The sequence below is a fragment of the Thalassoglobus sp. JC818 genome (genome assembly GCF_040717535.1).
In the GTDB taxonomy this organism is placed as follows: domain Bacteria; phylum Planctomycetota; class Planctomycetia; order Planctomycetales; family Planctomycetaceae; genus Thalassoglobus.
Map to the genome: position 1 here is coordinate 1,069,973 of NZ_JBFEFI010000001.1, position 25,943 is coordinate 1,095,915.

Consider the following 25,943-nt stretch of genomic DNA (forward strand, 5'->3'; position numbering starts at 1 on the left):
GCTCTTCCAAACTGTCTCAGTTCAACGCAAGTTGGACGAATAGCTCAAACCGTCTGATCGTCCTTCGCCTCTTTGGTCGAGATCGAGCGATACACTCCAACAGCCATTGTGATGAGCGTCAGAGGGATAACGATCCCGAAGATCACGTACTCGAACGTTCGTTCGAATTCCGGCACGACTGTCGGAATCACCATCGACGCTGTGTAAATCATGTAGTAGGCGAAAAACAGAATCCCTTCCCATCTTGAGATGAGATGTCCGGTGAAAAAGATCGGCAGGCACGCCACAGCGACGGCGACCATGACTGGGACATCAAGATGCAGAGCCGCTTCGGGAACGGGAACTCCGATCGGCGACACCAGACTGGAGATGCCTAGCACTGCCATGATGTTGAAAAGATTGCTCCCGATGGCATTGCCGACGGCGATATCTCGTTCTCCTCGAATCGCAGCCATCACGGACGTCGCAGCTTCCGGAAGTGAAGTCCCGGCAGCCACGATCGTCAGGCCGATGATCAATTCCGAAACTCCAAGACTTCGCGAAATCGTCACAGCGGAATCGACGAACCAACGCGCTCCGACCACTAATAGAGCCAATCCCGCGACGAGCATGACGACATTAATGAGAGTACTTTTCGCCGTCGATGAACTCTCTTTCTGACCAAATTCCGCTTCGTATTCCGCCTGAATCGCCCCCTGCTCTCGCCGACTCTTAATGATGGCCCAGAGCGTATAAACCACGAGGCCGATCGAGAGAATCAAACCGTCCAGTCGACTGATGCTGCCATTCAAAGCCATCAACCAGACAAGGCCTGAGAGCCCAATCATCAGCGGAACCTCAAATCGAACGAGCTGCTGAGAGACCTGAAGCGGAACAATCATCGCGGAGAGTCCGAGAATCAGAAGCACGTTGAAGATGTTGCTGCCGACGATATTTCCCAGCGCAACATCTGGTTGACCATTCAACGAGGATTGCAGACAGACGACCAGTTCCGGGGCGCTCGTCCCAAATGAGACGACCGTCAGCCCGACCACCAGTGGTGAAACTCCGCACGAGACGGCGAGTTTCGAAGCTCCTCGAACCAGGAGTTCAGCACCTGCGGTCAAAACAACAAGTCCGACCACGAGCATCAAAATCGCCACTCCTGACTCCTCCTCATTCATCCATCGAAAAGTTTGCAGAACATAGCATATCGCTTTTTGCGTCGAAGAGTACAACTTCGCGCAGCGTCGTGGTCACGGAAGTCGTCGAGCGGCATTCACTCTGCGTAAGGCTTCGGTATGCACAAGGCACTTCTCAATGAGCCAGACAATGAGCGTATTCCCCACCGCCAAGCCACCATTGGTGCAGAATATCGCTTCCCAATGATTGAATTCCGAAGGGAATCGATCGGACGCGACTAAGTCAGATTCATTGACTGCAGGAATTCTGCGTTCGTCTTGGTGCGTCTCATTCGATTGGTGAGAAGTTCCATCGCTTCGACGGGATTCATATCGTTGAGCACACGCCGGAGGATCCAGACCAGTCGCAACTCGTCTTCGTCCATCAGGAGTTCTTCTCGACGAGTTCCTGACTTGTTGACGTCAATCGCTGGCCAGACCCGCTTTTCGACCATTCGACGATCGAGGTGCAACTCCGTATTACCGGTTCCTTTGAACTCTTCGAAGATCACCTCATCCATCTTCGATCCGGTATCGACGAGCGCGGTCGCGATAATGGTCAAGCTTCCGCCTTCATCGACAGCCCGGGCTGCTCCGAAGAAACGTTTTGGATGCTGCAGTGCATTGGCATCCACTCCACCGGTAAGAATCTTGCCGGAGTTAGGACATTCCGTGTTGTAAGCACGGGCCAGACGAGTGATGGAGTCCAGGAAAATCACGACGTTCTCGCCGTATTCGACCATCCGCTTCGCTTTTTCAATCACCATTTCCGCCACTTGAATGTGACGGCTGGGTGGTTCGTCGAATGTGCTGGAAACGACTTCGCAGTTGTCGCTTTTGACTTGCCGCTCCATCTCGGTCACTTCTTCCGGACGTTCGTCAATCAGCAGCATGATGACGTAAACATCCGGGTGATTTTGAATCACTGCTTGTGCGAGCTTTTGCAGCAACACAGTTTTTCCGGCACGCGGAGGCGAAACGATGAGCCCACGCTGGCCGAAACCGATGGGCGACACGATATCCACCACACGTGTGCTGATTTCAGCCTGATCATCTGATAGATGCAGTCGATCTTTCGGGTGCAGCGGAGTCAGGTCGTCGAAGGGAACTTTTTCCGATACGAGATTCGGATCCTGCCCGTTGATCGCTTCGACTCGCAGGAGAGCGAAATAGCGTTCGTTTTCTTTTGGAGGACGAATTTGTCCGGCGACAGTCGCACCCGTTCGCAATCCGAAACGGCGAATCTGACTTGGAGAGACGTAAATGTCGTCCGGACAGGGAAGATAGTGATAGTCCGGGCTGCGCAAAAAACCGAACCCGTCCGGCAGGATCTCAAGCGTCCCTTCGCCGAACATCAGACCGTTCATTTTGGTCCGTTCCTTCAGGATACGGAAAATGAGGTCCTGTTTCTTGAGCCCTTGATAGTCGGTGACATTTTCCTGCTTTGCCAGCTCGAACAATTCTTTGACCGTCATTCGCTGCAAGGCAGCGATGTGAATGTCCGACTGCTTGGCGTCTTCGTAGTGGGAGTTGGCAGGATCATAAATGGCTTGATCGCCGTCGGACGACTTCTGGCCAACGACGTCGGCGACATCCTTTGAGCGACCTGAAGTTGTTGATTTCGACATGATATTCTCGGGACAGTGTAGAGAGGAAGTTTTGGTGCCCTGGGTGGGATTGACGATTTTTCCTGAAATCAAAGATGGGCTTCAGAGTTGAAAAGGTGATTTGCAGTGAACGACAGCCCTGAACCTTAAGTGACTCAATTCAATCAGGATCTAGTGGTGATCATGGATGATGTTATGACTGAGACGGCTGTGAAACAGCTTCTCGATTTGTGGATTCGGTTTCGAACTGGCTGACATACCAGTCGATGAACAACGCGGCAGCCTGCTGTGGCGGAAGTGTGTGATCGACAACGAAGTCTGCCCTGTTTTTCTTCTCTGTCAAACTTAGCTGACTTGCTTCGCGCTTTGCGAATTCTTCCGGTGTCCATCCGCGCTTTTGGACCCGTTCCAGACGCACCTGTTCAGGAACATCCAGAAACACGACGGCATCGCAAACACTGACCCAGCCAGCTTCGATCATGAGCGCCGCATCGAGGAAAATGACCTCAGCCTCTAAATCTGATCTCATCTCCTGAAGTTGTTCTTCGAGGAGTCTTCGTATTTCCGGGTGAACAATTTGATTCAGTTGCAAACGTGCAGACTGCTGTTTCTCTTCAGTTCCAAACACCTGACGGGCCAGTGCAGACCGCACGACTTCGCCAGAGCTATCAAAAATGCCGTCTCCGAAATTCTCTCGAAGCTGCGATTTGACGGAATCAATGCGAAGGACCTGATGCCCGACCTGATCTGCATCCAAAATCCGAGCGTTCAGCTGTTCGCCGACTGCGCGCGTAAAGGTCGTCTTACCTGAGCCAATTCCACCGATCACACCGATCACAGGAATCGACAAAGGCTGATCCTTTGCACGGAAATGGGACTGCTGAGTTTTCAAGTTTTGAGTTTGGAGAAATGTGTGAAGGAAGGGAGGAACAGTCGCAAATTGATCTCAGGCTGAACCTGAATGATTGCATGGACCAAGGCACAACATGGGAAGTCTCAGAAACGACGCCACACGAGGTGCTGCTGAATTGAAATCAGCGGTCTCGATCTTTAGTTGATTCGTTATGAGTCAGTTCTGATTGAGTGGATTCAGATGATCTGTCAATCCGTCGACGGGTGAGGTGAAACTCCAGTTTCAGGGTAGACAGAATTCGAGCTGAAAAGACCCTGACTCTATGGTCGCTCGCCAAATCGCAAATGTCAATCATCTGTTTCCCTATCCGGATCGAATTTCTCAATCGGAATGGTTGGCAATCGGGTCTCAGCAGCGCAAGATGCAGATGATTGTGACGAAAATTCCGGGAACCTTCTCCCGAAGAGTTTCGTCTCACGGATGGTGAATCAAAGAAACGGGCTGATTTCAGACGGGTATTCCGCAAATCTGGAAAAACAGCCTCGACAGGATGCAAACATGTCTCGACCAACTTTCGCGGTGCTTCTTCTCTTTCTTTGCGGAGTGTCCCTGCTGGGAGTCTTCAGAATTCAGGCCCAGACACCAAATCTTGAGCAACAGCGTTCCGAGGCAGCGAAGCTGTTCAAAGATGGCCAGTACAAGGAGGCACTCACAATTTTTGTGGGGCTCGTGAAGTCTGAGGAAAACTCTGGGGCGACGCTGGCATACGATCTCAAGAGTGCAGCAAATTGTTACCGAAAGCTTCAACAAATGCACGAACTCGACGATCTTCTGGCAGTGATGATCAGCACTCACCCTGAGGATTGGAGGGGCTATTGGACAGCTGCACAAGAACTACAGATAGGCCCATCGAACGGAGTTGTCGTCGCAGGCGAATTTCGACGGGGAAATCAGCGGGGTGGCGGCGAGTACGCATCAGTCGAAGATCGGGATCGGGTTCAATCGCTTCGCTGGATGATGGAAGCCAAGCGGCTCATGCCGACCGAAGTGACTCCTGAAGAACAAGCCAATTTCTACGAGTTCTTCGCCAGCATTTATGCGGATGGTCGATTGGGAACACACTCCTGGTTGCTGCAAGACTCCACATCGCTCGAGGAACTTCCAGAGCCGGAAATCGGATATCAATACAACTATCGCTCACGGAAAGATCGTGCAGCTCCAGTCGATGAAAACGGCCAACCCATCTTTTTCACCGTTCCTTCGTCTCTGGAAGATGCGAAATCAGACGGCGAACGCTGGCGCTGGTGTTTGCAACAAGCTGCTGAGCAGGACCCGTCACGAAAGGCTCGTCTCGACTTCAACTTCGCAGAGTTCGCCCGATCTCAATTCGGCGTGCCCACTCTCAGACGCTGGGGGATCGATCTCAGCGGCCTCGACTCGAAAGATGAAGCCTCCGCAGAATCAAAAACTTGGCAACTCCCCACACTGGGAGAAGACGAAACAATCGCTCGACTGGCCACGGGGACTCTTCGCTTCAAACTTCCGGAAGATTACGACTTCATCGGGAACCTTCGGAAAATCAGCGAAAGCGACAACAAAGCCGATTCCGAACGCGCTTTGCTCTTGTTGGCGCAAGTCTTCGAAGACCGGCTTCAATACGACACCGCAGCTGAAGTCTGGAAGTTAGCAATTGAACGCCACGGTCCCGGAAGACAGAACTACCGACAAAACCGGCTCGACCAAATTGTCAACAACTGGGGACAGTTCGAGTCCGTTCAAAGCCAGGCATCCGGGGTCGGAGCCAAGATCGACTACCGGTTCCGCAACGGAGACCTCGTTCATTTCGCTGCTCAGGAAATCAAAGTCCCAGAGTTGATCAAAGACATTCAAATCTACCTGAAGACATCGCCCAAAGAACTCGACTGGCAAAAGCTTCAGGTGGAAAACATCGGCTACCGTCTTGTTTCCGAAAACGAAACGAAATATCTGGGTAAAACGGTCGCTGCCTGGTCGGTCGACCTCGAACCTCGCGAAAATCACTTTGACCGGCGAACGACAATCTCCACGCCATTGCAGAACGCGGGAGCCTACCTGCTGACTGCGAAGATGAACGACGGCAACACCAGCCGCATCATTATTTGGCTCGACAACACAGCGATCGTCAAGAAACAGCTCAACGGACGGTCAATGTATTTTGTCGCTGATGCTACGACCGGAGAACCACTCAACAAAATCCCGGTTGAGTTCTTCGGATGGAAGCAGGAGCAAGTTCCGAACACCGTTCGAGACTACGCGATTTCAGTCAAACAACACGCCGAGTTCACCAACGAAGACGGAGTTATCCTCGCTGACGAAAAGCTGCTCTCGGACGACATGCGATGGATGGCCATCGTTCAAACCGATGACAAACGCTTTGCCTACCTCGGATTCAGCGGCGTTTGGTACGGCGATTATCAACGCTCGAGATACGACCAGCAGAAAGTTTACGTCGTCACCGATCGTCCGGTTTACCGTCCAGAACAAAAGGTCGAATTCAAGTTCTGGATGCGTGAAGTCACTTACGAAAAGACAGACGCTGAGCGATTCGCCAATCAGGAATTCACCGTTCGAATCAGCGACCCGCAAGGGACGGAAGTCTTCAAACAGCGGATGACCACGGACAAATTCGGCGGACTCGCAGGTAGCTACGATTTACCAGAAGGTGCCACTCTCGGAAACTATTATCTTTCGATTGATCACGAACGAGGCATCAGCGGCGGCAATTCATTCCGAGTGGAAGAGTACAAGAAGCCTGAATTCGAAGTGACCATCGATGCTCCCCAGAAACCAGTCGCACTCGGCGAACCGATCCAAGCGACGATTTCAGCTCGATACTTCTTCGGAGCCCCAGTCACGAACGCCAAAGTTCAATTCAAAGTCGAAAGATCAAAACACGACTCGCGCTGGTTCCCTGTCACTCGCTGGGACTGGCTTTACGGCAGCGGATTCTGGTGGTTTGCATCGGAGTATCAATGGTACCCCGGTTTCAGTCGATGGGGCTCGCTGCCGCCGATTCCCGGTTGGTGGAACTGGAACCCGGATCCCCCCGAACTGGTTCTTGATCAGGAAGTCGAAATCGGTCCCGACGGAACCGTTCAAGTCGACATCGATACCTCACTCGCAAAAGCGCTGCATGGGGATAGCGACCACGAATACAAAATCACTGCCGAAGTGACCGATGCCTCTCGACGCACAATCGTCGGCTCCGGATCAGTCCTTGTGGCTCGAGAACCTTTCAAGGTCTTTGCATGGACGACTCGCGGGCATTACTCCGTCGGAAATGTCGTCGACGCTGAGTTTCAAGCTCGCACGGTCGACGGGCAAGGTGTTCAAGGAACGGGAAGTCTCAAACTTCAGCAGATTTCTTACGACGAAAACGGAATTCCCCAAGAAAAGACCGTTGAAGAATGGGAACTCAACACTGACGAAGACGGGAAAGCTTCACAAAAAATCAACGCTCAGTCCGCCGGGCAGTATCGCCTCTCGTACTCCGTCACCGCGGACGACAAGACAATTGAAGGAGCCTGCCTGTTCGTGATTCGCGGAGCCGGATTCGACGGCTCTGATTTCCGCTTCAATGACCTCGAACTGGTTCTCAACAAACAAACGTACTCACCCGGTGAAGAGATCGAACTTCTCGTGAACACCAACCGGATCGGCTCGACGGTCCTGCTGTTCGTGCGAGCAGAGAACGGACTGGCCCCGGCCAAACCGCAAATCTTGCGTCTGGATGGCAAGAGCACCGTCGTCCCCATTGAAGTCGTCGATCGCGACATGCCGAATTTCTTCATCGAAGCGATCACCATTTCCAACGGGGAACTGCATACCGCCGTTCAGGAAGTCGTCGTTCCGCCTCAGGATCGAATCATCAATGTTGAGATCCTGACCGAAACCGAAAAGTTCCGGCCCGGACAACAAGCTGACATTCAAGTCAAATTCACTGACGACGAAGGCAAACCTTTCGAAGGTTCACTCGTCATGAGCGTGTACGACCGCGCGGTCGAGTACATCTCCGGTGGCTCGAACGTGACCGAGATCCGTGAATTCTTCTGGAAGTGGAAACGGAATCACTACCCAAATTCTGAACACAACCTAAGCAAGTATTTTGGATTGCTCACGAAGTCCGGAGAAATCCTGATGGGGAACATCGGGATCTTTGGCGGTGAAGTTGCAGACACTGACAAACTTGCCAAGCGCAAACTGGAGTTAGCTGATGGAGCTCCTCAAGGCAGGGGTGGTCGATTGATGAGTACACGAGCGATGCCTGCTCCGATGTCAGCTGCCGGAGGAGAAGTCGCGGAATCGATGGTCGCAGATTTTGCAGCAGAAGCCCCTGCCGAAGCTGAGATGGTCGCACCAACAGTTCGAACTAACTTCGCCGACACCGCTTTCTGGAAAGCAGATCTCTCAACCAATCACGACGGAATCGCTGAAGTCTCATTCACGATGCCGGAAAATCTTTCCTCATGGAAAATGCGTGCCTGGGGCTTGGGAGAGGGCACGGCAGTCGGTGAAGCAACCACTGAAGTTGTCACGTCGAAAGACTTCGTCGTTCGACTCCAGGCTCCGCGATTCTTCGTCGAGAAAGACGAGGTCGTGATTTCTGCAGTTGTTCACAACTATCTGGAAACCGCCAAACAAGCTGAAGTCTCACTCGACCTCAGTGGCGATACTCTCAAGTTCCTCTCTCCCGACGATCAACAACAGACCGTTCAAATCACAGCGGGTGGGGAAGCACGCATCGACTGGCGAGTTAAAGCAGTCGCTGAGGGAACCGCCACAATCACTGCACAAGGACTGACCGACGAAGAGTCGGATGCGATGAAAATGTCATTCCCGGTGTATTTGCATGGGTTTGAAAAGTTCGAGTCGTTCGCCGGAGTCATTCGTCCGGAAGACACAAGCGATCGGATCGTCATCGTTGTCCCCGAAGAGAGACGCCCCGAACAGACCCGGCTTGAAATTCGGTACTCGCCGACTCTTGCTGGAGCAATGGTGGATGCTCTCCCCTACCTCGCCGAATATCCATATGGCTGCACCGAACAAACTCTCAACCGGTTCGTGCCGACGGTCATCACGCAGGGCATCTTGCGTCGCATGGGATTAAATCTTGCAGAGATCAAGGAGAAACGTACCAACCTGAACGCCCAGGAAATTGGCGATCCGAATGAACGTGCAACTCGCTGGAAACACTTCGACCGAAACCCTGTTTTCGACGAAGCCGAGCTCACACGGATGGTCAAGAAGGGAGTTCAGGATCTCACCTCGATGCAGAATTCCGACGGTGGATGGGGATGGTTCTCTGGTTATGGAGAACGTTCTTATCCGCACACGACAGCGGTTGTTGTCCACGGGCTGCAACAAGCTGCGAAGAACGATATTGCGATTGTCGATGGAATTATCGAGAAGGGAATTGCGTGGCTCACTAAGTATCAACTTGAGCAGGTCGAATTGCTGGAGGAAGGAGATCGACAGACTGAGAACCCGAGTCGCAAGCGTCATCGAACGCAAGCGAGTAACCTCGACGCTCTCATCTTCTCTGTTCTCGTCGACGCTGGCGAAGTCAATCAGTCGATGCAGAACTTTCTCTATCGCGACCGTCTGAAACTTTCACTGTACGGTCAGGCACTCACTGGTCTCGCTCTCGACAAGATCGGCGCCAATGAACAACGCGACATGATCGTGCGCAACATCGATCAATTCGTGACCGTCGATGACGAAAACCAGACCGCCTATATCGATTTGCCGAACAACGCATACTGGTGGAATTGGTATGGCAGTTCGATTGAAGCGAACGCTCAATACCTCAAGCTGCTCTGCCGGATCGCACCGCAAGCCCCCAAAACTTCCGGTCTTGTGAAGTTCATTTTGAACAACCGTAAGCACGGCTCGTACTGGACCAACACCCGAGATACTGCCTACTGCATTGAAGCACTGGCTGAGTACCTCGAAGCGACGAACGAACTGAAGCCAGACATGACCGTTGAAGTCTTCATTGACGGAGAACGCAAGCAGTCAGTCGAAATCACCTCAGACAATCTGTTTACCTTCGAGAATGCATTCGTGATCGAAGGAGCGGATCTAACCTCGGGTGAGCACACCATCGAACTTCGCAAATCCGGCACCGGCCCGCTGTATCACAACGCGTACCTGACGAATTTCTCGCTTGAAGATTTCATCACGAAAGCCGGCCTGGAAGTCAAAGTTCAACGCACGTTCTATCGACTCGTTCAGGACGAGAGTGCCAGCTCGGTCGTGTCCGGAAGTCGAGGTCAAGTCGTCGACCAGAAATCATTGAAATACGACCGAGTCCTTCTCGAGAATCTCAGCGATGTGAAAAGCGGAGACCTGATTGAAGTCGAACTCGAGATCGATTCGAAGAACGACTACGAATACGTCATTTTCGAAGACCTCAAAGCTGCTGGAACCGAGCCAGTTGACCTGAGGAGTGGCTACACGAGCGGTGGCCTCGGAGCGTATGTCGAATTCCGGGACGAACGAGTCGCCTTCTTCATGCGAACTCTGGAACGGGGCAAACATTCGGTGAGCTATCGTCTTCGAGCAGAGATCCCCGGACAATTCAGCGCCCTCCCCGCTCGGGCATACGCCATGTACGCCCCCGAACTTAGGGGAAATTCCGACGAGTTCAAGCTGATCATCGAAGACACTGAGTAGTCCAAGTGATGCATCAAAAAAGAAAGGACGCCAGAGCAATTCTGGCGTCCTTTTGTTTTGAACTCGCGTAACGCTCGATGTTCAATCGCTGAAACAGTTGGGCAAAGTTCTCTTGCCAGCAACTCAATTGCGAGAGCAACTCGCTCTAGTTGGAAGAGCTATCAACGTCCTCTTTCCAGAGTCCGTCGCGAATCAGGGATTCGGTCATCTTCTCCACAACTTCTGAATGTTGAGCGGAGAGATCTGTCTCTTCACCTGGATCAGTTGTGACATCATAGAGCTTCCACTCTCCGGGAGACGCCAAGTCTGCGTCGCGGTTTGGTTTGTCCGGATAGCGGACAAGTTTCCACTTACCTGATCGAACGCCAACACTTGTGCGACCCTCCTGGCTCGCGAAATAAAGGTACTCGTGTCGCTTTTGGTCAGCATCATTTCCGAGCAGCGTTGGAGCGTAGGAAATTCCATCAATCCCGTCGGGAGTTTCCGCACCAGCCAGTTCGCACGCTGTCGGCAGGAAATCATAAAATGCAGAAGGGAGATCGCTGGTTTTTCCAGCTGGAACAGTTCCCGGCCAGCGTGCGATGAAAGGAACTCGAATTCCGCCCTCGTGCATCGATCGCTTGTACCCCTGCAGCGGGCCATTGGAGTCAAAGAACTCGTGCTTGTGGCCTCCTTCTTCGTGAGGTCCATTATCTGACGTGAAGATGATGAGCGTCTTTTCAGTCAAGTCGAGATCATCCAGCAGCGCCATCAACCGTCCCACGTCGCGATCCATGTGCGTGATCATCGCTGCAAATCCTTTCTCCGGATTCGGCCAGTCACGATCTTTGTAGATCCCGTAGTCAGGCACCTCCATCCCATCGCCAACAGCACGTCCGCCCTCGTTATTCGCGTGTGGAATCGTCCAATGGATGTGAAGCAAGAAAGGTTCGGCGGCGTTCTCTTTGACGAACTTGAAGGCCGCATCTGTCATGAAATCATGTGAGTAACTGACCCTGACCGATGAAACGCGACCGCGACCGTTTTCGTAGTCTCCGATGACGTTTCCGGGGAGTGTGACTTGTTTCTTGTTCTCCCAGAGAAACGTTGGATAAAAGTTGTGGGCATTGCTTTGATTCAAGTAGCCGAACCAGTAATCAAACCCGTTATTGTTGGGATGTCCCGGGTTGTTGATTTCGTCAGGAGTGTCCACATTCCCCAAAGCCCATTTTCCAACTCCACCGGTTCGATAGCCAACTTTCTTAAGCTGTTGACTGACTGTTGCTTCCATCCCGGTCAGGCTGCGAGGTCGATTTCCGATGAGTCCGGTCGTTCCACAATGCTGACCGGTCCAAAGCACTAGTCGTGATGGTCGACAGACGGTGTGCCCGGAATAGTGATCAGTGAAACGCATTCCCTGACTGGCCAGCCGATCGATGTTGGGGGTTTCGATCACCTCTTGCCCATAGCACCCCAAGTCTCCGTACCCCAGATCATCCGTCATGATGTAGATGATGTTCGGGCGATCGGCAGCTTGAAGCAGACCAATGGTGATGAAAAGCTGTAAGCCGAATACGGTCAGAATGAACTTTAACAATAGAGACTCCTCATGTAGCGATCTTCGTGAAAGCCCGCTGCCCGAACAATTTCCGATGGATCAGGCTTTTGGTTGAGAGAGAACGAGCAATGTTTGCGCAGCCCGGATGCGAGCGTCGAGATAATCGTCCTCTAACAACTGCAGAAGCAACTCTTTCGCTTCAGTCGCTCGTGCGTCACCTGCGAATGTGGCTGCATACGTCCGAATTGCGGGGTCATCGTCGCTCAGATTGTCGATCAATGCTTGCATTCCTGCTTCATCACCCAGAGTTGCCAACGCATGCTCATTGTAAGCTTTGACCAGCGGATCATTCGCGCGTTTGACGTTTCGACGCATTTGTCGAACGTCCGATTGATCACCAATCCGGGCCAGAATCCAGGCTGCGATGCGGAACGTCTGTTCGTCGTCGCTCTTTAACTCTCGACGCAGCAGCTTCATGGCTCGCTCATCACCAGACCGTGCCAGTGCGGCAGCTGCCATGAGCTTGGTCTTCATGTCGGTGGTCGTTCTCAGCACCTGCTTCAGCCCTTTTCCGTTGCCGATCGCGTCGACCTTGAACAAACTTTCGGCCGCGTGCGTATGACCGTATGTGTCTTCCTTGTCGAGGATTTCGAGCATCGTCGCTGTGTACTCAGTCGCTCCAGCCCGAACGAGTTCGCGTGCGAGGCCGCAGCGTTTCTGATCGTCAGTTTCAGCTGGCAATTTTGGCTCGAGGGCTTCGCGAACTTCATCCCCGTAACCGGCGAGAGTAAGTGCCTCTGCGGCATGCATCGCAGGCCAGAACTCGTCGGAGGCCATCGCCTCTCGCAAGATTTTGAGGCACTGTTCCTCCTGAGCATCGGTCAACTGAATCGTTTCACGGGCAGCCAGCGCTCCTTCACCACCGTTGACACTTCCGAACGGTGAGACAAGCAGAGCCACTGAGCACATCAACAGGAGATTTTTCATCGATCAACTTTTTCGTGAGTTGAGAAATCGGTGCAGACATTCACATTACAAATCTTCGATGCATTTGTCTGCCTTCGCAACCGACAAACCGCTACTCGATGAATTCAGCCAACGATTTCGAATCATTCATCAAAGTCTTGAATGTTCGCTTCGAGCATCCGTTTCAATCCGAGGAAATCCCCTCCGTGAGCGAGAAGCTGTGCCCCCTGCTGGCGACGCTTCTGAATCTCTTCCTTGCCGCTGACCGGGCAGGCCCATGCTTTGCCGTGCTTTTTGCAGGCATCAGCAGTTCGTTGATAGGCCTCTTCGAGGGACCAACCGGTCTCCTGATGTCGCAGCCGCAACCCGAGATCTCCTGGACCAATGAACAGAACGTCAACTCCGTCAGTCGCAGCGATCTTTTCGACGTTCTCAATCGCTTGAGGTGTTTCAATCTGGACGACGAGAAATGTTTCTCGATTGGCTTCCTCAGGGAAGGTCATCGGATCGTTGCAGAGAAAGTCTGCATCCAGCCCAGCTCCGTCGAGCCCACGATCTCCAATTGGCGGAAACTTGACGGAATCGACCAGCATGGCTGCTTTCTCGGGTGTGCTGACATGCGGAATCATCAAGCCCGTGGCTCCGTCTTCAAGCAAGCGATACAGACGCGTTTTCTCGAGTGTTCGCGCTCGGACCATGATGTCGATGTCGAACAGATGCCCGAACGCCAGCAGCGACTGAATCTGATGATCTTCCATCTGCCGGTGTTCGGTATCCAGCCAGATACAATCGTAACCAGCATTCGCTGCGTGCTTAATATATGCAGGGATGTAGTGCCCCAAAGCACACATACGAGCCGTTTCCCCAGCACGAATTTTCGCAAGTGTCCGACTCTTTCGCATTGTGTTCCTGCAGTTCTATTGAGGATGAAGTGGAGAGTTTTCAGGTGGGCGCAAGGAGGGAGTGTGTCAGCCGTCAGCGACTTCGTCAATCGCCCTTCTCTTCGGCTTTTGCGGAACTTGCGGGACGGTCGGGCATCATCAGACTCACCAGACAGCCGACTCCCAGATTCACCGCAAGAGCGATCGGAGCAATCCATTGAAAGCTGATGGGGTCTGTCATCTGGACGGGGTCTGAACCGGGGACTTCGACGAAACCAAAGAGCGGACCCGAGAACGCAATCAAGACGGCAGTGACAATCCCGCAAACGGTCCCGATCCACACACCAATTCGGCTCGAGAAGGGAACAAACAGTGCGTAAAAGAACAGCCCAAAGATCGGAGTGGCCAGCAGGTTCGACGTCTTTTCAGTCACCTCCGTAATATTCCCGGGGACTCGATCCATGATTGAGCTGAGAATCACCACAAACAATCCGATTCCGAAAGCAAGTCGTCGAGCCAGACGAACGTGAGCTTCTTCCGACTCTGGTTTTTTTCCGAAGCGATCGAGCCCGTCAGTCATGACGACAGCAGTAATCGAGTTCACTCCCGAATCCAGGCTCGACATGGCCGCCGCAAACATCGCTGCGACGACGAGTCCCGATACTCCGGGAGGGAGTAGGCGCGAGATGAAATACGGGAAGAGATCATCTGCATCCGCCTTAAGGTTTGTTCCCGGTGGAAGCTGATCGAGGTTGGCTTCGAAGTATCCAAGAAGCGCAAAACCGACGAGCCCCAAGGTCAGGGCGACGATCACCGCCACGGTCAACTGGACCGCCAATGCTCTACGTGCCGCAGCGGCATCTTTGGTCGCCATGAACCGCTGCACCGAAGTTTGATCCCCTCCCAGAGTACAGACGTACCAGGTTCCCTGACTGAGAATGGCACCAATCACCGTCAAGCGTGTCGCAGCATTTTCCGGGAAAACCGGCTGCTTGTCCCAGATCGGATGCCACTGCGTCGGAAACCACTGAAAGCCTCCCATCTTCGCAGTGACAATCGCGATCACTGTCAGTGCTCCGCCATACAGCAAGAGTGTTTGAATTGCGTCAGTGATGACCACCGCACGCAGTCCTCCCATTGACGTGTAAATCACTGCGACCGTTCCCGTGAGCAACGAGACCAGCGGAATCCAGCGCTCATCGGCCCCAATCATTATTGTGAGTGCTTTGGCTGTGAGATAGACCAGCAACGCCATCCATACGAGTCTCAGAATGACGAACATTGCCGCGCCGAGAAGACGCATTTCGAGTCCCAAGCGATTTTCCAGCAACTCGTACGCACTTGTGACTCGATGTCGCATGTAAACCGGAAGCATTGCGAAGCCGACGATCAAAAAGACAAACGGCAACGAGAGTAAGCTGCAAAACTGAACAGGTCCTCGTCCGAGCGCTTCACCGGGGAACTTGAGATAAGAAATCGTGCTCAACAGGGTCGCGAACAGCGACACCCCAATCAGCACGGGATTCATCGCTCCGCTGCCGACAAAGTATTCTTCCGTCGACGTCTGCCGGCGACTGAAGTACCAGCCCAGCCAAATCGTGCCACCCCCATAAGCGAGCACAATGATCCAGTCGATCGCTGCCAAACCGGTCTGTCCTGCGTCCGGACCAAACTCAGTCGACAAGTCCGCCAGAAGCACACAGCTCGAGAATGGGAGTGAAGATTGCAAGACGCATGAAAGACCCATCAGCATGAATCATACTTTCCAGTCACGAATCGGATTCAATTGATGAGTCACCGTAGTCAATCAGTGCCGGATTGAATAGCGCCGCCCGCAATTCATGAGGGTCGAACTTGTGAACGCCTGTCGAAAAGGGAAATCAGCACTGCTGCAATCAGGCAACCGACAAGATTCGAGACAAGATCCCATCCGGTGTTGATATAACCTCCGACGTTGGTTTCTGGGACAAGCAACGTCGCTGCAAATTCGACAACTTCATTGAGTGCTCCAAATCCCATCCCGGCCGCTGCGCAAAGTGTCAGCAATCCAAAGGTTGGTGAAACGCTCACACCCGATTTTTGAAACGCCGCCTTCAATGCTTGCCAGCAGATCCAAGTCGTCAACCCGAAGCCGTATGCGTGCACCAACTGGTCATACTTCAGCCGATGCGGAATCAACCACAAGTTGTACAAGACCGAGGATGTCCCTTCCGTCGGCCACGACTCCGGCACATGAACGAGCCCACCGCACATGTGTGCGAATCCCCACAGCGAGAGTCCCCACAACGCGAGCGGATGGAGCCGAACTTGATGATGAAGCCACAGCACCGGTCCCAACAGCACACCCATCACGCCGACATAAATCACGAATTCCATTTTGCCTGATGCAAAGGAATTCCACAGTGCGGGAGCGATGTACAACATCGTCACCAACAGAATCGTTTTTTCGTTCGACAGCAGCCCTCTCATCGGATCACCTCATCGTCGGGATCGCCTGAGAATACAGATACCTGAAGGATTGTGTACTTCGATCCCGATCGCGAAAGTTCCGATCGATAGTACACCATGCGATCGAATAGAAACTCTCCGTACGCGTGATCGCGATGTGTGTCGATCAGTTCCGTCAGAGTTTCCGGTGGTTTTCCGTTGACGCGCGCGACGGTGAGGTGGGGAGTGAAACGTCTTCCTTCTCTCGGAAACCCGACCGTTTCGAGCGCACCCGTCAGTCGATCTGCCAAAGAAATCATTGGCTGCTGCGGATGGCATCCTACCCAAACGACTCGCGGCCGCTTGGGATTCGGAAAAGATCCAACCCCCGAAAGCGTGAGCTGTTGTTCGTGTGTTTGCTGTGCAATCTGATTCATCACCTCGCAGACAGAAGCGATTTGATGATCTTTGGTTTCACCCAGAAACGCGATGGTGAAGTGAAGCATTTCCGGACGGTTCGTTCGTACCGTACCTTGAATCTTGCGAAGCGATCCAAGGAACCGACTTAATTGCTCAGTCGGTTCGATGGGGATCGCAATAAACGAACGAATCGTCCGGGACATAACCTAACGACAAAAACTCAATCAGGCGGGTGGCTGACCATCTTTCCACGGGCCAGCAAGCTTCATATAGGAAGGCTCTTCGAGAGTACTTCCGTAATCACCGGCAGTCCATCCGGGAATGTGCTTCGGCTTCCCGCGCTCTTCCGAGATCTTCTCCCACTGCCCCGCCCAGGACTTGCCTTTCTGATGGGCTTCGAACGCGTTGACGGGACCTGTCTTCGGATCGAAGTAGTAACAGACACCATTTCGATAACTCTGTGCACCGAGAATGACGGTTGTCACTGCTGCTGCTCCGAGATCCGGCGGGTTGTTGCAATCAAGAGGATTGCCTGAGTTCATTGCTGCAACCCAGTTCTTGAAGTGCTCGTAAGTCTGGTCATCAATCGGTTCGGTCTGAATCGTTTCCTCAGCGAGGGAACTGTCGCGAGTAACTTGAGGTCGCTCGGGGATGTATTGGATTTTATCCCCGTTGAAGATGAACGAGCCAAAGTGTCCGCGAATACATTGATCGATTCGCGACTCCTGGTTGCACATCGTCGACGAAACAAGACCGTGCACACCTTCGGGATAATCCGCCGCGACAGTGGCGACATCGGGGACTCCGCGACCATCATACTCAAGGTACAATCCACCCGCTCCAACGACTCGACCGGGATATCGCAATCCGGTTGCTTTGAGCATCATCGTGACACGGTGGACGAACAGGTCGGTGTACATCCCGGAACCGAACGGCCAGAAGCGACGCCATTGCTTGTACACTTCTCGATCGAATGGTCGATCTTCAGCGAGACCTTCTTCGACTCCCAGCCATCTCTGCCAGTCGATATTCTTCGGAGTCATGTCCTTCTTGAGTTCGTAATAACGCCACTGCCCCTGAGCCGAGTTTCGGAAGTACTCGGTCTGGAACATCATCACCTTTCCGAGTTTCCCGTCGTTCAGGAGTTCGCGGGCGTGATTCCAAACCGGTTGAGACGTTCCCTGCACCCCAACCTGCATGACTTTGCCAGAAGCTTCCCACTTCTCGACGACATCGAGAGCTTCCTCGACATTCTTCGTCATCGGTTTTTCGCAGTAGACGTGCAGTCCAGCGGCGAGTGCATCGAGAACCTGTTTGTGGTGCCAGTGATCCGGCGTGGCAATCGAAACAGCATCGAGATTCTCTTTCTCGAGCATCTCTTGATAGTCCACGTATTGAGTGGGAGTGTTGCCGTTTTGCTCTTTGATGTAGTCGGCAACTTTCTCTCGCTGCACAGAGAAGACTTCAGCTACCGCGACGAGTTCGATATTGGCCCCTTCGTTCTTCAGCTTTGCCAGCGACTTGACGTGTGCGCCAAACCCTCGACCACCCGGTCCAATAAACCCGATGCGGATGTTCTGGTTGGGAGATTGGGCAGGTGCGTTTTTCGCAGCGAGCCCAACGATCGCACTCGTCCCGGCGGCCATGGCTCCCGAGGTTTTCAAAAAACTGCGGCGGTTGACTGATTCTGTCATCGTCTTCCTCATAAGAAGTTCAAAGAATCAAACATGCGAAGCGTGGATTTTTCTCACGCCGACATTCATCATGCTTGAAGAAGCTGCAGACTCAAGCATCAAACATAACTGATCGTTCGGTCGATCAGAAGCTTGAACTCTGTTCAACAACTGCCCACTCCATAAGTTCTGACCTTCACACTGAAACCTTCGTATGCCTAAGCTTGATGAACCTTCGCTCCACGTTGTTTTACATTCTCCAGAAATTCCACCGAATACGGGAAACATTGGTCGAACCTGCGTCGCGGTGGGAGCAAAATTGTGGTTGGTCAAACCGATTGGCTATTCTCTCGAAGATAAGTATTTGCGTCGGGCCGGACTGGACTACTGGCAGTACCTCGACTTTGAAATCGTCGAAGACTGGGACCATCTTTTGGAAAAACTCGGTCCCGATCGAAATTACTGGTACTTGACAAAATTTGGGGAAAAAGTCTTCTGGGACGCCGAATTCAACTCGCAAGATGTGCTTGTCTTCGGGAGCGAAAGCAAAGGTCTCCCGGAAGAAATTCGGACAGCCAACTCCGACCACTGTCTCAGACTTCCGATGCGAAGTGAGGTCAGAAGCCTCAATCTTGCCAGTGCTGCCACAGCGGTAATTTACGAAGCAATGCGTCAACTCGGCGGAGTGGAGTAACAACAGCATCTGAAGATCACTCAATAAGGCCCATTCGTGACGAATCACTCTGACGACTCCGTTCGCTCACGTCTGCCACACTGGACGCGTTTCGTCTCGGTCGTGATCGGTTGCGTTGCACTCATTTCGGTCGCAAGTGCGTGCATCCCCTTCGAAGCCCTGAGAGGTTTTCTCGATCGATATTCCGGTGACGGATCAGCAGATGCCTATACTCCCGGAATCCATGACCGCGTCACGACATTTCTAGTCTTCACCGGTGTCATCGGTGGGCTCCTCGCAGCGACGGTGTGGTGGCTTCCGAAATCGATTTGGGACCGATTCAACATTCGGGGACGAACAAGTCGAACGATTGAAGACTGGTTTGCTCTGTTATCGGAGAATGCTCTGCAGCTGTCACTTTTCTTCTTGCTTGCAGTGTTGTTTCGTATTCCCTTTCTCAATGATCCAATCCGTTTCGACGAAGCGTACACTTACCTCAACTATGCCCGCCCTCCTCTGTTCATCGGCCTTTCGACCTATCACGATCCGAACAATCACGTGTTCAACACGCTGCTGACCCATCTCTCAACAAGCTTCTTGGGAAACGCCCCTTGGGCAATTCGGTTCCCCGCGTTTCTGGCAGGCTGCCTCTGTGTTCCCTTCACTTACCTGGTGGGAGTGACTTTCGGAAACAAAAGCTACGGAATCCTCGCAGCTTTGATTGTCGGCCTCTCTTCTGCTCTCATCGAATATTCGGCTCTCGGACGGGGCTACACAATTGTCGTTCTGCTCACACTGCTCGAAATCATCGTGGCAGGGCAGATTCTGAGAAGATCATTCAACAGCGCCTCCGCAAACTCGACTGGGCAAGATGAACACACAACGACTCAAACCGTTCCATTGAATGCGAATGGAAGTTCACCAAGCAATGACAGCCCCCACGGAATGGAATGGCCACTGATCGTGGTTTTCAGCAGCTTAGGATTGTGGACAATTCCAAGCACGGCTTACGCGAATGCGATGGTCTGGACCTGGCTGTTGATCGCCGGATTGCTCGATAAATCCCAAGCACATCGGTGGCGATTTCTCACAATCTGGCTGACCGGTGTTGCGTCGGTGAGTCTTCTGACGATTGCTCTCTATTCCCCGATCATTGCCACTTCGGGACTGGAGAGCCTCACCGGCAACGATTTCGTCAAACCGTTGACCAGTGATCAGTTTCTGAAGGGGATCATCCCGGGAATTGAAGCAACTGCTGCACTGCTCTTCCGGGACTGGAATTATGTTGCGTGGGCGGTGATCGTCGTCGGATGGGTGATGGCAGTCGTCGAAACCATCCGGATAACACTTCGCAACAATTCCTTCTTCTCGGTTCCATTTGTCTGCAGCTTGTTTGCAGTCGCCATGCTTCTTCTGATCCAGCATGTCATTCCTCCCGCGCGAACTTGGCTCTTCTTGATTCCGATCGGGGCACTCATTTCCGGTTGGGGATGGAGCAGCACCCTCGACAAGATTCGATCGCAGCCATGGAAGTCGGCAGTCGCGGGAGTCGCCTTCGCAGCACTCGTGGCAACGCAAATCTCCTTCTCAACAACATCAGAGTCGATTCGCCAGTCAGACGAAACGGGTCGCTGTCCGGATGCAAAACGTGTTGTCCACCGGTTGCTGGAGATGCCCATTTTAGAATCTCAAGGTGCGGCGAGTTTCCCGATCGTGACGACGACACCCATCAGCAGCCCGCTCGTGTATTACGCTCAAAGACTCGGACTCGACGAGAGACATTTTGCATTTCCGACACGAGAAACGATTCATAACGCGATCATCCTGGTCAGTCGCGAACATGGGCAATCACCGGAGGATGTCTTGCGGTCACTCGGCAGCGGCGCGCCGATCGACTGGAGTGACGCACCGCAGCCGACGTTCTCCTTAATCGATCAAATCGGCGAGGTCGAAATCTACCAAATCGTTGGGCCTGCGCTCTCTGAATAGCCCTGTTTCCAACTCGTCTCACACGAAATGAGCAGCGTTCACGAGAACAATGAAGTCCAACCGCTGCACAAAATCCATAGCAACCTACGGAAATGGTCGCTCTGGTGTTGCACAGTCGTATCGATTCTGAGGATTGAGTCGCATCATCATCGACACAATCGGCTTGTGCAGTGCGATCGATTTCAGAACAGCCTCTCCATTCGTCGAAATCGAAACTGCACGATTTTCTAACAGCTTGTGGTCCGGCCGAAATCGGGTCGATCAAATAAGCTGAAGATTCAGTACGCGCGGAATACTGATCTGGAGTGATGCATCTTTCCAAGATGCGAATTCAAGGAGAGCCTCATGCGAAAGTGGATATTCGCCGTCCTGTTTGGATCAATGTTCTGTGGACTGATGCCGGGCGAAGCACCCGCCACCGACGCCCTCGACGCTCTCAGATTCCGCTACCCGTGGAAGTGCTGTAATTGTAAGTCGGGGCTCTCTATCTTCGCTCCTTACAACGATCGAGATGTCACTCCCTGGCCGGCCGATGAACCGGTTCCGACAGGCTGGGTCGTTGTCGGTCACCGCGAATCCCTTCTGCAGCTCAGCTCGACGTGTCACCTGCTGCTGATTCGCAAGATCCCGAATCGCCCCAATGCGGAAATGACAATGTGGGCCTGCCAACCGGTTCCTTCAGGCTGGAAGGTGATTGAAGAATTCCATCACCACCAGTTCCCCGGAAAAGGTGTGAACGCTTATCGAATCCGGAAGATCTATTAAGCCGTCCCCGAAGGGACGATGAGCTCACTCCCTTTCATCCGATCGGATGAAAGCAGTCGCTGGTGCCGTGAATTGAGCAGCTGCGTGATAAGCATTCTTGCGATCCCTGTCCGTGATTCGGAAGAAGCCGTAATCACGAATGTGGGAAGAGTCGGCTGTTTTACGGGCAGTTTTCGCGGCAGCCGAATCTTGATGTCTCCAGATGGTAGAGTCGAACTTTTCCGGTGCGGCAATCGTAATAGGCATCTGCACAGGCGGTCGCAAAGAACGGTCCGATCGTCAGTCCGCATAATTGTGAGCACAGACTCGGAACTTCATAACGAGCTTGAACACGCACCGCCGGGAATCCTCCTCCTCCGCTGGAACCACCACCGAGCTGGACAATCGACTGTTCATCATTGTTCTCGTAAAGGCTGCGAGAACAGGGAAGGTCGGGAATTCTTGTCGGGTGGATGATCATTCCCTGCCGGGGAATCTGACAGTTACCCCAGCTTGCGAATTCCACATCTGTACACGGGCAGGCATTCGGGCCGTACTCAGGTGAGAAGGTATCGACGAAGGTGCCGCGCACGAAGGTTCCATCGTGAAAACAAACGGTGACCTGAACGCCCATCCGTCCGATGTCATCCGCTTCAATGGTCACTGGAGCCTGCCCCTGTCCTTGACCGCGGTCTCGTACCGGGGCTTGAAAACGAATTCGATCTCCAAGAGTAAATGGGTTGCAACCCGAGTTTGATCCCGGATCACAGAATTCCAGAGTCAGAGTCTTGGATCGATACGATGGATGCGTTTGTCCGGTAACATCACGGCCGCTACGAGAGCATTCGCGTCTTCCACCGGAGGGGTCATCTCCGGTCTGAACACCAATCAAAAACGAGACCTGATTAGGATTCACTCCGAAGATGTCTGCCTGCGAAGTTCCAAGCGGACCCTGTGGACCATTTTGATTGAGATCACAGTCAATGTCACCTGATCCACATCGAACGCGATTGCTGGGCTGATTGTCTTGCATGCTGGGAGAAACAGTCGGCGATTCCCCCGTAAAGTCAAAAACAGGATTGGTCACCTGTCCGTTGCGAGCGCGATAAACGTTCGGCAGTTCGTAAGTCACTCGGTGAATTGAAAGCGACGAGTTGTTTCCATTTCCGGGCTGAAAAGAAATCCCCCAATCGTTGTCTCCGTCGATTTCACCTTCGGCAGTTACGTCGAGCACAAGGCTGTAAGCGGAGCCGCACCCGGCAGGTTGGCAGGTGTCGAATTGAAAACGTTGGCCATCATCCCGGATGCTTCCGAAGACGAACACTCCATCGCATTCATCGTTCTGAAACAATCCCGTACCGGCGGAATAGTTGAGTGAAGGATCAACTTCAGTTAGGTCCACTGGTCGACCGTTGATGATGTTCGCAGACGAAAAATTGTTCCCGACTTGCCGAGGAAATGCTGTGTCCCCTGCCCCTGCATCGCCCCATGTCTTCACCGCAGCCATGGCGGCTGACTCAAGTGCATTCTTCAATTGAATGCGGGCTGCCCACAGATTTCCGACTTCCAGAACGACCGCGAGTGCAATCAGAAAGATCGGAATCGAAACAATCATCCAGAACGTGATGATTCCGGATCGATTCGAATCATCCGCACGATTGCTTTTCAGAACCTTGAAGACTGCTCGTGAGTTCATGGAACCTCTCCGAGATACGGAAAGGTCGTAACTCCGTGAATCCAACAATTGGAAAGGTCGAATCCGAATTGGGCGAGACAGTTCGGAGAGACAACTTCAGCAGGGATACAGACGACGACCCGTACTGACCGCGGAGCACCACTCACGATGTTCGGCAGCGGAGGATCGTTTTCCTCTTCACACTCGCCACTCGCGCTTGAGCCCCCTGCCCCAGCTGTATGTTGCAGCCTCAAGCCGCGTGATGCGTTTGGCCCGTAGCCAGCATTCTCGAAATACAGGTCGACGGTCTCTCGCAAGTCGTCGGCGACTTGGGATGTCGACGCGCTCGCCAAACCGGGAACGATGGACGCTTCCCTCGCAGCAATTCGACTCGCCATTGAGGCATGCATCACGCCAACGAGCATCAGCCCCATCTCAACGATGGAGAAGAGAACGATGAGAAGAATTGGCAACCAGACAATCGCTTCAAGCGCAACGATTGCTCGGCGCTTCGGAAGCGATCGCTTCAGCTTGTCGATTTCGGTTGCACGCATTGCACTTCTGTCCGGTTCCCGAAGTCCGATTCGCGCAGTGTTCGAGGTGATCGTTGTCAGCCTCGCAAGGTTCAACGTCGCAAATGAGATTGCTCAAACGTCGAAGCCAGCGCACGAAGATCGCGACTCACTCAAAGAGTGCACGTAAGCGCTTATCGGGAACCCAAAGACAGCTTCGCAACAGAGAGAAGCCAAGCGTGCTCTTTTCTGCCGTTTCTGGTGTGAAGAGATCGACCTTGACGATTTTCGATCCCCAGATGTTTCCGTCGCAGCAGTATCCTTCCGGAATATTCAACAACCCCGAAACAATCGGGAAATGCCTTCAAATCGGGAAGTGAGCGAACCGGAAAGCCTGTAGATCGAACTCTCGTCAGTCGGCCAGAGCAAGTTGCTCTTTCCTGTGCATACAAAATCAGAAAATGCTCTATTTGCCCTTTTTGTTGGTCTTATTCGCGTTTTTCTTCTGCGTCGGTGCATCGGGCGCATTGTTGGGTGGGAGCCATCGCTTCAGTTTCTCGATCTCTTCCTTCATCCCTGGATCACCCGCGATGTTGTTGAACTCTCCGCTATCACTCTCGTGGTCGTAAAGTTCTTCCGAACCGTCTTCGTAGTGAATGTACCGGAACTTCTCCGAACGGATGGCGTGATTGTTTCGCCCGTGCGTCGTGATCGCCGGGACGATCCACTTGGCATCGGCATCTTTCAGAAGCGGAACAATCGAAGTGCCTTCCAACTGCTCAAGCATTGCAAGATCACACAATCGGCAGAGCGTTGGATAGAGACTCATCAAGTCTACTGTTCGATCACAGCGACTCCCCGGTTCTGTCATGCCGGGAACTGAAATAAACAATGGGACGCGTGTCGCTTCTTCCCACAACGCGAACTTCCGCCAGTGTTCTTTCTCCCCAAGATGCCAGCCATGATCGCCCCAGAGAACGACGATGGTGTTGTCGTTGTACTGACTCTCTTCCAGGGCATCGAGCACGCGTCCAATCTGAGCATCAGCAAACGTAATACTGGCGAGATACGCCTGCACTGCGTACGCCCAATTGTCTGTCTCAAGAATTTTTGCGTGATCGCCTTGAGGCTTCGCCACTTTGACCCCAGCTTCTGGAATGTCGTCGAGGTCTCCTTCCGGAACATACGGGACCTTGATCTCTTCGAGCGGGTACATGTCGTAATACTTGCGAGGAACCTGCCATGGCATGTGTGGTCGAAAGATTCCACAAGCAGCGAAGAATGGCTTCTCATGATCCGCTTCGAGGAGCTCGATCGTGTGCGATGCCGTCGCGTAGTCGTTCATTTCGGAGTCTTCGACGTCCAGAACTCCCCAGACAATTCCTCCCGCCTTGCTGTGTGGATCACTCGTGACAGCTTTCGTTGGCTTCGGATCGCCTCCCTTTTTCATGTAGTCGTCCCACGATGCCCGTTCATCAAAGGCCCCGTGGAAGATCTTTCCAGCCCCGGTCGAACGATAGCCGTTTGCTGAAAAGTGTTGAGGAATCGTCAATACGTCCGGCATTGCTGGCCGCCATGGTTGCGGATTGTGATAGACGCCGCTGGTCCAGGGACGAACGCCTGTCATCAATGATGCTCGTGAAGGATTGCAAGCGGGGGCGGCACAGTATGCCCGTGTGAATGTCATTCCCCGCGCGGCCAGTCGCTCCAGATTGGGAGTCTGACATCCTTCGTACCCACCGAGTGGACTGATCCAGTCGTTGAGATCATCGACGGCAATGAACAGGACGTTTGGCTTCTCGGATGCATCAGCCATCGGAAGATGCATGAGGACGGCGAGTATGCCGACCCAGATTGAAATCGAACGCTGTGAAATTAGCCTCATGGCACCCATCTCGTTACGGATGTTTAAGAATCCACCGATCTGTTGTCGGGGGAAGGAACGCACTGAGCAGATTGTCAGTTTTGGTCCACATTCGCAAGGAATCGAGCGGGACGGAGAAGCGTCGGACCAGAAGATTCGTGTTGGCGAAGAGGGGTTTGTGCAATAGAGTTCCCACAACCATCGAGAAAATCAGCACTTTTGAGATATCGAAAACGAACGACTGCCCC

The 25,943-nt window shown here is 53.0% G+C and carries 18 protein-coding genes; 5 read left to right on the top strand and 13 right to left on the bottom strand.

The window, feature by feature from the left end:
* Positions 1-44: 44 nt before the first annotated feature.
* The 3 genes from AB1L42_RS03805 to coaE all read right to left on the bottom strand — a co-directional run bounded on the left by AB1L42_RS03805 (position 45) and on the right by coaE (position 3,617).
* Positions 45-1,142: a calcium/sodium antiporter gene (locus AB1L42_RS03805; protein WP_367051370.1), complete on the bottom strand. Its 1,098-nt coding sequence runs from the start codon at positions 1,140-1,142 to the stop codon at positions 45-47.
* Positions 1,143-1,399: 257 nt separating this feature from the next.
* Complete coding sequence (gene rho, locus AB1L42_RS03810; protein WP_367051372.1) at positions 1,400-2,788, bottom strand: transcription termination factor Rho; 1,389 nt, start codon at positions 2,786-2,788, stop codon at positions 1,400-1,402.
* Between the two features lie 172 nt (positions 2,789-2,960).
* Complete coding sequence (gene coaE, locus AB1L42_RS03815; protein ID WP_367051374.1) at positions 2,961-3,617, bottom strand: dephospho-CoA kinase; 657 nt, start codon at positions 3,615-3,617, stop codon at positions 2,961-2,963.
* A 561-nt stretch (positions 3,618-4,178) separates the two neighbouring features.
* Between coaE and AB1L42_RS03820 the strand changes: the two genes are divergently transcribed.
* Complete coding sequence (locus AB1L42_RS03820) at positions 4,179-10,334, top strand: MG2 domain-containing protein (RefSeq protein ID WP_367051376.1); 6,156 nt, start codon at positions 4,179-4,181, stop codon at positions 10,332-10,334.
* A gap of 145 nt (positions 10,335-10,479) precedes the next feature.
* Here the strand turns inward: AB1L42_RS03820 and AB1L42_RS03825 are convergent, their stop codons facing one another.
* The 7 genes from AB1L42_RS03825 to AB1L42_RS03855 all read right to left on the bottom strand — a co-directional run bounded on the left by AB1L42_RS03825 (position 10,480) and on the right by AB1L42_RS03855 (position 18,259).
* A complete protein-coding gene (locus AB1L42_RS03825) occupies positions 10,480-11,910 on the bottom strand; it encodes an arylsulfatase (RefSeq protein WP_367051378.1) in 1,431 nt (476 codons plus the stop codon).
* 60 nt (positions 11,911-11,970) lie between these two features.
* Positions 11,971-12,858: a HEAT repeat domain-containing protein gene (locus tag AB1L42_RS03830; RefSeq protein ID WP_367051380.1), complete on the bottom strand. Its 888-nt coding sequence runs from the start codon at positions 12,856-12,858 to the stop codon at positions 11,971-11,973.
* 122 nt (positions 12,859-12,980) lie between these two features.
* Complete coding sequence (locus AB1L42_RS03835; protein WP_367051382.1) at positions 12,981-13,739, bottom strand: aldolase/citrate lyase family protein; 759 nt, start codon at positions 13,737-13,739, stop codon at positions 12,981-12,983.
* 85 nt (positions 13,740-13,824) lie between these two features.
* Complete coding sequence (locus AB1L42_RS03840) at positions 13,825-15,471, bottom strand: sodium-coupled permease (protein ID WP_367051384.1); 1,647 nt, start codon at positions 15,469-15,471, stop codon at positions 13,825-13,827.
* Positions 15,472-15,557: 86 nt separating this feature from the next.
* Entirely contained in the window at positions 15,558-16,187 is a 630-nt protein-coding gene (locus AB1L42_RS03845) for a DUF2238 domain-containing protein (RefSeq protein ID WP_367051386.1), read from the bottom strand.
* On the bottom strand, positions 16,184-16,768 hold the full coding sequence (thpR, locus tag AB1L42_RS03850) for an RNA 2',3'-cyclic phosphodiesterase (protein WP_367051388.1): 585 nt from the start codon (positions 16,766-16,768) through the stop codon (positions 16,184-16,186). Before thpR ends, AB1L42_RS03845 begins: the two co-directional genes overlap by 4 nt.
* A gap of 21 nt (positions 16,769-16,789) precedes the next feature.
* The gene (locus tag AB1L42_RS03855; RefSeq protein WP_367051390.1) at positions 16,790-18,259 is read right to left on the bottom strand and encodes a Gfo/Idh/MocA family oxidoreductase; all 1,470 of its coding nucleotides are present in this window, start codon (positions 18,257-18,259) and stop codon (positions 16,790-16,792) included.
* A 193-nt stretch (positions 18,260-18,452) separates the two neighbouring features.
* Between AB1L42_RS03855 and AB1L42_RS03860 the strand changes: the two genes are divergently transcribed.
* The 3 genes from AB1L42_RS03860 (at position 18,453) to AB1L42_RS03870 (ending at position 21,665) form a co-directional block, all read left to right on the top strand.
* Positions 18,453-18,932, top strand: a complete 480-nt coding sequence (locus tag AB1L42_RS03860) for a tRNA (cytidine(34)-2'-O)-methyltransferase (protein ID WP_367051392.1) — start codon at positions 18,453-18,455, stop codon at positions 18,930-18,932.
* Positions 18,933-18,968: 36 nt separating this feature from the next.
* Positions 18,969-20,900 carry a hypothetical protein gene (locus tag AB1L42_RS03865; RefSeq protein ID WP_367051394.1) on the top strand — a complete coding sequence of 644 codons (1,932 nt, stop codon included), beginning with the start codon at positions 18,969-18,971 and terminating at the stop codon, positions 20,898-20,900.
* 345 nt (positions 20,901-21,245) lie between these two features.
* Entirely contained in the window at positions 21,246-21,665 is a 420-nt protein-coding gene (locus tag AB1L42_RS03870; RefSeq protein ID WP_367051396.1) for a hypothetical protein, read from the top strand.
* A gap of 160 nt (positions 21,666-21,825) precedes the next feature.
* Here AB1L42_RS03870 and AB1L42_RS03875 read toward each other — a convergent pair whose 3' ends face one another.
* From AB1L42_RS03875 to AB1L42_RS03885, 3 genes are all read right to left on the bottom strand, one after another.
* Positions 21,826-23,340, bottom strand: coding sequence for a pilus assembly protein TadG-related protein (locus AB1L42_RS03875; RefSeq protein ID WP_367051398.1), 1,515 nt, complete (start codon positions 23,338-23,340; stop codon positions 21,826-21,828).
* Positions 23,337-23,873 (bottom strand): TadE family protein, encoded by a 537-nt coding sequence (locus AB1L42_RS03880; protein WP_367051400.1) that lies wholly within the window; start codon positions 23,871-23,873, stop codon positions 23,337-23,339. The genes AB1L42_RS03875 and AB1L42_RS03880 overlap by 4 nt, the downstream gene beginning before the upstream one ends.
* A 424-nt stretch (positions 23,874-24,297) precedes the next feature.
* Positions 24,298-25,716, bottom strand: coding sequence for a sulfatase (locus AB1L42_RS03885; RefSeq protein WP_367051402.1), 1,419 nt, complete (start codon positions 25,714-25,716; stop codon positions 24,298-24,300).
* On the opposite strand from AB1L42_RS03885, the gene AB1L42_RS03890 reads away from it, so the two are divergent.
* The gene (locus AB1L42_RS03890; RefSeq protein WP_367051406.1) at positions 25,715-25,882 is read left to right on the top strand and encodes a hypothetical protein; all 168 of its coding nucleotides are present in this window, start codon (positions 25,715-25,717) and stop codon (positions 25,880-25,882) included. The genes AB1L42_RS03885 and AB1L42_RS03890 overlap by 2 nt on opposite strands.
* The last annotated feature ends 61 nt before the right edge of the window (positions 25,883-25,943 follow it).

Bases quoted from the DNA above. Each gene is read 5' to 3' on its own strand.
- rho (WP_367051372.1), bottom strand. From the start codon at position 2,788: ATGTCGAAATCAACAACTTCAGGTCGCTCAAAGGATGTCGCCGACGTC.
- AB1L42_RS03820 (WP_367051376.1), top strand. From the start codon at position 4,179: ATGTCTCGACCAACTTTCGCGGTGCTTCTTCTCTTTCTTTGCGGAGTG.
- AB1L42_RS03830 (WP_367051380.1), bottom strand. From the start codon at position 12,858: ATGAAAAATCTCCTGTTGATGTGCTCAGTGGCTCTGCTTGTCTCACCG.
- AB1L42_RS03835 (WP_367051382.1), bottom strand. From the start codon at position 13,739: ATGCGAAAGAGTCGGACACTTGCGAAAATTCGTGCTGGGGAAACGGCT.
- AB1L42_RS03840 (WP_367051384.1), bottom strand. From the start codon at position 15,471: ATGCTGATGGGTCTTTCATGCGTCTTGCAATCTTCACTCCCATTCTCG.
- AB1L42_RS03845 (WP_367051386.1), bottom strand. From the start codon at position 16,187: ATGAGAGGGCTGCTGTCGAACGAAAAAACGATTCTGTTGGTGACGATG.
- thpR (WP_367051388.1), bottom strand. From the start codon at position 16,768: ATGTCCCGGACGATTCGTTCGTTTATTGCGATCCCCATCGAACCGACT.
- AB1L42_RS03855 (WP_367051390.1), bottom strand. From the start codon at position 18,259: ATGACAGAATCAGTCAACCGCCGCAGTTTTTTGAAAACCTCGGGAGCC.
- AB1L42_RS03860 (WP_367051392.1), top strand. From the start codon at position 18,453: ATGCCTAAGCTTGATGAACCTTCGCTCCACGTTGTTTTACATTCTCCA.
- AB1L42_RS03870 (WP_367051396.1), top strand. From the start codon at position 21,246: ATGCGAAAGTGGATATTCGCCGTCCTGTTTGGATCAATGTTCTGTGGA.
- AB1L42_RS03875 (WP_367051398.1), bottom strand. From the start codon at position 23,340: ATGAACTCACGAGCAGTCTTCAAGGTTCTGAAAAGCAATCGTGCGGAT.
- AB1L42_RS03880 (WP_367051400.1), bottom strand. From the start codon at position 23,873: ATGCGTGCAACCGAAATCGACAAGCTGAAGCGATCGCTTCCGAAGCGC.
- AB1L42_RS03890 (WP_367051406.1), top strand. From the start codon at position 25,715: ATGGCACCCATCTCGTTACGGATGTTTAAGAATCCACCGATCTGTTGT.
- AB1L42_RS03885 (WP_367051402.1), bottom strand. From the start codon at position 25,716: ATGAGGCTAATTTCACAGCGTTCGATTTCAATCTGGGTCGGCATACTC.